Source organism: Labrys sp. (in: a-proteobacteria) (assembly GCF_047605565.1).
Classification (GTDB): Bacteria; Pseudomonadota; Alphaproteobacteria; order Rhizobiales; family Labraceae; genus Labrys; species Labrys neptuniae.
Map to the genome: position 1 here is coordinate 18,288 of NZ_JASGFM010000063.1, position 8,851 is coordinate 27,138.

Annotated in this window: 7 protein-coding genes; 5 read left to right on the forward strand and 2 right to left on the reverse strand. The window is 63.6% G+C overall.

Going from position 1 to position 8,851, the window contains the following annotated elements:
* Positions 1-36 precede the first annotated feature (36 nt).
* From QM672_RS30985 to QM672_RS31000, 4 genes are all read left to right on the forward strand, one after another.
* Positions 37-876 carry a hypothetical protein gene (locus QM672_RS30985; RefSeq protein WP_311944582.1) on the forward strand — a complete coding sequence of 280 codons (840 nt, stop codon included), beginning with the start codon at positions 37-39 and terminating at the stop codon, positions 874-876.
* 147 nt (positions 877-1,023) lie between these two features.
* A complete protein-coding gene (locus QM672_RS30990) occupies positions 1,024-2,025 on the forward strand; it encodes an NAD-dependent epimerase/dehydratase family protein (protein WP_311944581.1) in 1,002 nt (333 codons plus the stop codon).
* A 156-nt stretch (positions 2,026-2,181) separates the two neighbouring features.
* The gene (locus QM672_RS30995; protein ID WP_415087205.1) at positions 2,182-3,174 is read left to right on the forward strand and encodes a hypothetical protein; all 993 of its coding nucleotides are present in this window, start codon (positions 2,182-2,184) and stop codon (positions 3,172-3,174) included.
* 89 nt (positions 3,175-3,263) lie between these two features.
* Complete coding sequence (locus QM672_RS31000; RefSeq protein ID WP_311944579.1) at positions 3,264-4,439, forward strand: endo alpha-1,4 polygalactosaminidase; 1,176 nt, start codon at positions 3,264-3,266, stop codon at positions 4,437-4,439.
* Positions 4,440-4,591: 152 nt separating this feature from the next.
* Here the strand turns inward: QM672_RS31000 and glmU are convergent, their stop codons facing one another.
* Complete coding sequence (gene glmU, locus QM672_RS31005) at positions 4,592-5,947, reverse strand: bifunctional UDP-N-acetylglucosamine diphosphorylase/glucosamine-1-phosphate N-acetyltransferase GlmU (protein WP_367626726.1); 1,356 nt, start codon at positions 5,945-5,947, stop codon at positions 4,592-4,594.
* Positions 5,948-6,233: 286 nt separating this feature from the next.
* Positions 6,234-6,656, reverse strand: coding sequence for a lysozyme inhibitor LprI family protein (locus QM672_RS31010; RefSeq protein WP_367626725.1), 423 nt, complete (start codon positions 6,654-6,656; stop codon positions 6,234-6,236).
* A gap of 264 nt (positions 6,657-6,920) precedes the next feature.
* Between QM672_RS31010 and gcl the strand changes: the two genes are divergently transcribed.
* Positions 6,921-8,690 carry a glyoxylate carboligase gene (gene gcl / locus QM672_RS31015; RefSeq protein ID WP_415087208.1) on the forward strand — a complete coding sequence of 590 codons (1,770 nt, stop codon included), beginning with the start codon at positions 6,921-6,923 and terminating at the stop codon, positions 8,688-8,690.
* The last annotated feature ends 161 nt before the right edge of the window (positions 8,691-8,851 follow it).

Consider the following 8,851-nt stretch of genomic DNA (forward strand, 5'->3'; position numbering starts at 1 on the left):
CTCCCGCTATCCCATTCATGCAAGGAGTGACGCGCGATGAAGGTATTCGTTCTGGGTTCCTGCCGTCTGCACAGGCCGATGGAAGAGATCGCCGCCACCGGGCGCTGCAGCCACTATGACGGCGGTTCACGCGCCTATCTGCACTCGGTCGGCGAGGCCGTGCAGCGTCTGCGCTGGATGCGCGGCGAATGCCAGATCCCCGACGGTATGGCGCCCTATGTCTTCTCGACGGAGCGCGTGCCCAGGCTTTCCGCCAATGCCCAGAAGGAACAGGCCAAGGCCGATTTCCTCCTTGTCGAGGTCGCTTCCGAGAAGGAGTTGATCTGCGACGGCATCTATCTCCAGCTCAACTATCTCCACCGCCATTTGCTCAGCCCGCTGGGCGAAGGAGGCAAATTGTGGTGGAAGGAGATGCTGCAAAAACGCTGCATCTCGGCCGAAACCGCCAAGAAGGTCATCGCCTCAGAACAGTTCGCCGAGGCGGGTTTCGGGGAGGCCGACGCCCGGATCCTGCGCAACGCCCGCTGCGAACTTGCCGACGAGGATGCCTTGCGCCAGGGCCTGATCGAGCTCAAGCAGCTGTGGGGCAAGCCGATGGCTGCGGTATCTCATGTCGGCCTGCCGCTGCAGGACGGGCGGGTGCTGCAGAGCCGTGAAACCTTCATCGCCCGGGTGAAGAAGATCGGGGCGGAACTCGGCATTCCAGTCTTCGAGCCGCGCGGCGTGATCGAGGCCGTCGGCCGCACGCGTGCCCTCGAACGCCAGGGCGCCGATCTCGATCACTACGACCCGGGCTTCGAACAAATGTATGGCTGGTATCTGCTCAACCGCGTGATCAAGCCGAACGCTTCCGTCATTCCCGACCTGGCGGCCTGACGGCCCGCCGCGTCGGTTTTATCCACCTCGGAGCAAAGCGCGTTTTGGTGCAACCGCCGCTCTGCTCCAGCTCTTCATCGTGACGCGTCTTTGCGATTCTTGGCGATACCGCCAAATCGCAAAACGCTATGAAAGGACTGACCCTTTATGCGCTTTCTGATTACCGGCACGGCTGGCTTCATCGGCTTCCATCTCGCCCGCCGCCTGTTGGCCGACGGCCACTTCGTGGCAGGCGTGGACGGCATGACGCCGTATTACGACGTCACGCTGAAGCAGGCCCGGCACGCCATGCTCGGCAAGACCAATGCGTTCCGCGAACACATCCTGATGCTGGAGGATTTCGGTGCGCTCGAGCAGGTCGTCGCCGACGAGAAGCCCGATGTCATCATCCATCTCGCCGCCCAGGCGGGCGTGCGCTACAGCCTGGAAAATCCGCGCGCCTATGTCGATGCCAACCTGGTCGGCACCTTCAACGTGATGGAGTTGGCCCGGGCTCATTCCGTCGGCCATTTCCTGTTCGCCTCGACGAGTTCGGTCTACGGCGCCAACAAAGACATGCCCTTCAACGAGCGCGAGCGCACCGATCATCCGCTCACGCTCTACGCGGCGACCAAGAAGGCCACCGAGGACATGGCGCATTCCTATGCGCATCTGTGGAAGATCCCGACCACGGCCTTCCGCTTCTTCACGGTCTACGGCCCCTGGGGCCGGCCCGACATGGCCCTGTTCAAATTCGTCAAGGCGACGCTGGCTGGCGAGCCGATCGACGTCTACGGCCATGGCAAGATGCAGCGCGACTTCACCTATGTCGAAGATCTGGTCGAATCCATCGCGCGCCTCACCAAGGTGCCGCCCGTGGAGGGCCAGCCGGTCAGCGACATCGATTCCCTGTCGCCGGCCGGGCCCTATCGCGTCGTCAATATCGGCGGCGGCCAGCCGGTCGGCCTGCTCGACTATGTCGATGCCGTCGAAAAATGCCTGGGCATGCCGGTGAAGCGGAACTTCCTCGACATGCAGAAGGGCGATGTTCCCGCGACCTTCGCTGCCGCGGATCTCTTGGAGCAGCTCATCGACTACAAGCCGACGACGACGATCGATGTCGGCGTCAAGAACTTTGTCGAATGGTACCGCTCCTACTACCGGGTCTGAGTTGAGCTCGGACTTGCAAGACACCCCCCGGCCCGGCTCGCCGCGAAGGAATTTCGCGACGGGCCGAAAGCCAGATCCACCTCCCCCGACTGGGGCAAACGCCGAGTTGTCAAGATGACCCTAGCCTCTCCAGCGGAGTCGCATACGCGCGCAAGCGTGGCACTCTTCAAGCTTGAACGCTTCGCCGAAGCTGCCGAGGAAGCACGGACCGCCCTGGCGATCACGCCCGACGACAATATTGCCCTGCGTACCCTGGCGCGCAGCACTTTGAGCCTGGGCGATATCGAGGGCACCATCGCGGCCCTCACCGATCTCCTGCCTTCTTCGGTCAACGAGGCCGTTGCCGGCATTCGCGCCCTGCTGCGCCATGGCGAGGTACAGGCGGCGGCGCACGTCTCGGCGGTGGCACCCGCCAGGATCGAATCCTGCGATTCCGAAGTGCTGCCGCGCATCGTCACCCTGCTCCGCCAGCAGGCACTGCGAAAGCAGAACCCGGCACCGGAGCGGATGGCAGCCTTCGAAATGGCGCTCGCCCTTGCTCCGGACAATGCCGCCCTTCGCATCGATTTCCTGAGGCTGCTGGCCTCGGCAGGCGAAGCCGGAGCATTTGCCCACAATGCCAAACTGGTTACCGATGCAACGGCCCTCGCCGATGCTTCGGCCACCCTTGCCCGCGATGTCGGCAATCGCGCCAGGCAGGCCTTCCGCGACCAGCGCTGGCAGGAAGCCCATGAATGGCTGCAGGCCGGCGGCCGGCTCGGCCTCGAACAGGCAGCGGGCGATCTTGCCGAACGCATCAAGGCGCGCCGGCTCGCCGAAGCCCGCAAGGTGCTGGTCGCCAAGGAGCCGGACAGCCAGGAGCACACCGCCGCCCTGCTCGCGGATTATCCGGAGGACGGCGCCGCCCGCAGCCTGCATGCACGTGCCCTGATTGCCAACCGTCACTATGCACAGGCCAAGACGCTGCTGCAGGCGGTCTCCGCGCAGGGCGCTGCCACCGCCGACGACTATGTCCAGCTTGCACGTGCCTGCCGGGCCAGCCAGGACATCGAGAACGCCATCGGCGCCTGCTTCGATGCCCTCGCGTTGCGCCACGAGGATCCGACTGCGCTGGTCCTCCTCGGACATCTCCTGCCGGGCCGGGAATAAACGACGGCCTCCGGCTCCGCTGGAGGCTGTTTCACCCTGCGGGCGAGGTCGAGAGGCCGCGCATGCGCATATAGATCAACGGAAGAGCCATGCTGCAAAAACATGTGAGTTTCGGCATTGCCGTCACCGCCTCCCTCCTGGTTGGGACCGCAGCCCTGGGGCAACAAAGCGTGGCGCATCCGGAGACCGTGGACCGCATCCCGCGCGCCCAGATCTTCAACGGTCGCATGAAGTCGCCCGCCAACCTGCCCAATGTCGGCTTCGTCTGGGGCTCCAAGACACCCCTGCGCTCGAACAAGGTGATCGACAGCTTCTACTACCCCAACCAGCGCGATCTCAACCGCGCCCATACGGCGGAATGGTACAAGGCCAATCATCCCAGCTGGATCACCTATCAGTGTGATCAGCAGACGCCCTCCTTCGGCTACACCTATTCCTGGGGTGCCTATGCGCCGCTGGACACCAGCAATCCCGAGGTGCGCCAATATCTCTTGAAGACCTATATCGAGCCGGCCTTGGCCAAGGGTTATCATTCCATTGCCTTCGACAATGTCGCCCTGCCCAACACTGACAAGCGCTGCGGTGTCTGGCGCGACGGCAAATGGGTGCAGCTTTTCAGCGGGCAGTCACGGGATCCGGCTCATACCGCCCAGAAGCTCGATTATATCGGCTGGCTCGCCAAGGAAATCCATCAACGCGGCGGCCTGATCGCACTGAATGCCAAGATCGACCCCAAGCAGCCCGACGAGACCAAGGCCCTGATCAATCTCGCCGATATCTGGGTCGATGAAGGCGGCTTCAGCGACAGCTGCCGGCGCCGCATCACCGACGACGCCTGGCGTCTCAAGCGTGAGTTGATCCAGCAGCGCAAGGATCGGGCCTATGTCTCGATCAACTACACTTGCACGAACGGCTCCGCTCCCCCCGACAACGCCGAGTTGTCCTGGATCGTCGCCAGCTTCCTGGTGAACCGCAACAATCGCAGCTATCTCGCCGTACTGCCGCAGAAGGACACCGGGCGCTGGGTCGAATATCCCAATCTCGATCCGCCTGTCGGGCCTCCCACCGGCGCTTCCCAGCTTCAGGGCACAACCGCCTGGCGCAACTACCAGCGCGGCTATGCTGCCGTGAACTTCTCGGACCGGGAATCGGCCACGATCCAGCCGCCCGCCGGCAGCTGGCGCGATCTGTCCGGCCAAGCGGTCAACGGTCCGATCGAACTCAAGCCGCGATCCGGCGTGGTGCTGCTCCGGGCGGAAGGTTGATCGCAGCAGCGCCGGCCGATACGGGACGTTCGACATGAAAATAGCCGGCTTTCAGCCGGCTATTTTCATTGATTTTCTGCAGACAGGATCAAACGGACCATTGTCTCCCGGGGAGCCCGGACGGCTCGCCCGCGCTCCCCGGAGCTTTTTCTTCAGCCCTTGGTCTTGGCCTCCTTTTCCGCCTTCTTCTTGGCGCGATAGGTCTTGGCCCAGCCATCGATCCCGACCTGTCGGCCACGGGCCACCGCCAGGGCATCGGCGGGCACATCCCGGGTGATCACCGAGCCGGCGCCGATATTGGCGTTATCCCCGATCGTCACGGGTGCCACCAGGGCCGAGTTGGAGCCGACGAACACGCCCGCGCCGATGTCGGTGCGATGCTTGAGATAGCCGTCATAATTACAGGTGATGGTGCCCGCACCGATATTGGCCTCGGCCCCCACCCTGGCATCGCCGATATAGCTGAGATGGCTGATCTTGGCGCCCTTCTCGACGCTTGCCGCCTTGACCTCGACGAAATTGCCGATCTTGACCTCTTCGGCGAGGTCGGCGCCCGGCCGCAGCCGGGCAAAGGGGCCGACCGAAGCGCCACTGCCGACATGCGCGCCCTCCAGATGGGAGAAGGCATGGATCACCGCGCCGCTCTCGATAGTCACGCCCGGGCCGAACCAGCAATTGGGCTCGATCATCACGTCATTGCCGATGCGGGTGTCATGGGAGAGGAACACGGTTTCGGGCGCAGTCATGGTCACGCCTTCGCGCATGGCATGCGCGCGCAGACGCGATTGCATCACGGCCTCCGCCGCGGCCAGTTGCAGGCGATCGTTCACGCCCTGCACCTCCTCCTCGGCGATCGGGCGGGCGACGGCCCGGAGCCCTCGCCGATGCGCGATCTCCGCTGCGTCGGTGAGATAATATTCGCCCTTGGCATTGTCGTTGCCGATGGCTTCGAGCAGGGCAAGGCCATGCTCGCCGCTGAGGGCCATCAGGCCGCCATTGCAAAAGCCGACAGCCTTCTGCTGAGGCGTGGCATCCTTTTCCTCGACGATGGCGGTGAGCGCATCGCCTTCGACGATCAGCCTGCCATAGCCGGTAGGATCGGCCGCATGGAAACCGAGCACGGCGACGCTGGCGCCATCCGCCAAGGCTGCCTTGAGCGTCTCGATCGACTGCGGACGCACCAGCGGCGTGTCGGCATAGAGCACGATGATGTCCTTGCCATCAGCCAGGGCCTCCTTCGCCGCCAGCACGGCGTGACCCGTGCCCTTGCGCTCGACCTGGGTGAACACGGCGCAGCCGGGCAGTTCTTTCTGGGCGACCTTGGCGACATCCTCCCGGCCGGGGCCGACGACGACGGCCGCGTCGGTGATGCCGGCCTGCTTCACGCTCGCCAGGACATGGGCCAGCATGGAACGGCCGGCGATGGCATGAAGCACCTTCGGCAGTGACGATTTCATGCGGGTGCCTTCACCTGCGGCGAGGATGACGGCTAGGGTCGGTCGAGACATATCATGATCCGTATATGTTGCGATAAGTTGCCCGCGCTCTGCGAGATGTTCGGTATCAGTTGAACGAACGACAGTTTCAGTGTCAGAGCGGCAGGGTTACGTCATTGACGGGAACACTCCTGTCCTTTCATCATGACGTTTGTGTGATTCTTCGATCGAATCCTGAGGCTTTATAAAGTTCCAGCCATCGGCGATCAACGCAGGCCTGCTCAGGGAGAGCGACGGCAGAAAGCCTATCGACGAGGATCGTGTCAGAAATGCAATCGGGCGAAGGTACGGCGGATGATTAATTCGCGGCCGGAACCGAGCAGCTCAGATCGCCCTCCTCGCAGTTGAGATAGGTCTTGAAAGTCTTGATGCGATCCTTGGTCAGGCCATCGCGGCACTGCGTCACCGCCAACGGATAGAGGGTGCCACCGGTGACACCGGCACTTGAAAAATTGCATTCGGCGTCGCGAAAGGTGACCCAGGCTCTTTGCGCCGCGACCAGCAATTTCGTTTTATCCGCATCACCGTTCAGGCGTTTCTGGATCTGCCTGTAGAGGGTGTTGAGCTCACCATCGGACGCCTTCAGCGATGTGCTTGCACATTGATTCAAGGCAGCCTCGTCACTGGCATTGGCGCAGTTCGCGGCCGCGAGGGCCGACCCTGCCGTGGAGAGGAGCGCAAGTCCTACCACAGTGGTTCGCATCAGGTCGGATAGCCGCATGGCCGTTCTCCTTGAAATGACAGGGTGATCGTGAAGATACGCCAGCTTCTCATAGATTACGGCTGGAGGCATCGGACCGGTACGACGGTAGCGCCGTTCATCAACAGAAAGGGTCTTTTCGCTTCGCCGAACTGGCGGATTCGGGAGCAATTTGCGCCAATCCGCCGCGGCCGGCGCAAAGGCCAGGTTGCATAAAGCAGTTGACACGCCTCCAAATGCTGGCATCTTGTATACCAGAAAAATCAGAAACAGGGCGGAACCTCCATGACCAGAATGCGAGCAATCGACGCCGCCGTCAGGGTGCTGGAACGCGAGGGCGTGGTGTGCGCCTTCGGCGTGCCGGGCGCTGCGATCAACCCGCTCTATTCGGCCATGAAGGCACGCGGCTCGATCAACCATTACCTTGCCCGCCATGTCGAAGGTGCCTCACATATGGCCGAGGGCTACACCCGGGCCAGGGCCGGCAATATCGGCGTCTGCATCGGCACCTCCGGCCCGGCCGGCACCGACATGATCACCGGCCTCTATTCGGCGGCGGCCGATTCCATTCCGATCCTGTGCATCACCGGCCAGGCGCCGCGCGCTCGCCTCTACAAGGAGGATTTCCAAGCCGTCGACATCGAGGCCATCGCCAAGCCCGTCACCAAATGGGCCGTCACCGTGCGTGAGCCGGCTCTGGTGCCGCGCGTGTTCCAGCAGGCCTTCCACCTGATGCGCTCGGGCCGCCCCGGCCCTGTGCTGATCGACCTGCCCCTCGACGTGCAGACGGCCGAGATCGAGTTCGACGACGAGAGCTATGCCCCGCTCCCCGTCTACAAGCCGGTGGCGACGCGGCTCCAGGCCGAGAAGGCCATCGCGCTCCTGCAGACGGCCGAGCGCCCACTGATCGTGGCAGGCGGCGGCATCATCAATGCCGATGCCGCCGACAAGCTCGTCGCCTTCGCCGAGCTGACCGGCGTGCCTGTCATCCCGACCCTGATGGGCTGGGGCACCATTCCCGACGACCATCCTCTGATGGCCGGCATGGTCGGCCTGCAGACCAGCCATCGCTACGGCAATGCCACGCTGCTCGCCTCCGATTTCGTCTTCGGCATCGGCAATCGCTGGGCCAACCGCCACACCGGTTCGGTGGAGGTCTACACCAAGGGCCGCAAATTCGTGCATGTCGACATCGAGCCGACCCAGATCGGCCGGGTCTTCAACCCGGATCTCGGCATCGTCTCCGATGCAGGCGCTGCCCTCGATCTCTTCCTTGACGTGGCCCGTGACCTACAGGCGCAGGGCAGGCTCAAGGACCGCTCGGCCTGGGCCGACGAATGCCGCGGGCGCAAGAGCAGCCTGCATCGACGCAGCCATTTCGACAATGTGCCGCTGAAGCCCCAGCGCGTCTATGAGGAGATGAACACCGCCTTCGGCCGGGATGTCTGCTACGTCTCGACCATCGGCCTGTCGCAGATCGCCGGCGCCCAGTTCCTGCGCGTGCACCACCCGCGCCACTGGATCAATTGCGGCCAGGCCGGCCCGCTCGGCTGGACCATTCCCGCCGCGCTCGGCGTACGTGCCGCCGATCCCGACAGGGAGATCGTGGCCCTGTCCGGCGACTACGACTTCCAGTTCCTGATCGAGGAACTGGCCGTCGGCGCCCAGTTCAAGCTGCCCTATATCCATGTCGTGGTGAACAACGCCTATCTCGGCCTGATCCGCCAGGCCCAGCGCGGCTTCGACATGGATTTCCAGGTCCAGCTCTCCTTCGAGAACATCAATGCGCCGGACCTCGAAAGCTATGGCGTCGACCACGTCGCCGTCGCCGAAGGGCTCGGCTGCAAGGCGATCCGGGTCCGCAGTCCCAACGAGTTCAGCCAGGCCTTCGAGAAGGCCCGCGAATGGATGCGCGAGCATCAGGTGCCCGTCGTGGTCGAGTTCATCCTCGAGCGTGTCACCAACATCGCCATGGGTCCGGAGATCGACGCGGTCACCGAGTTCGAGGACATCCTCGACCTGCCCATCCGGTCGGAAGCCGTCGCGGCCGAATAGCCGGCTATCGCTTCATCCCACGCCCACGTCCCTGCCGAGGAAACCGTTCCTCGATCGGACAGCCTCGTCCTCAATTCGCCTGAACCGGGAAGCCAGCCATGCCCCGATTTGCCGCCAACCTCACCATGCTGTTCAACGAAGTGCCGTTCATGGAGCGCTTC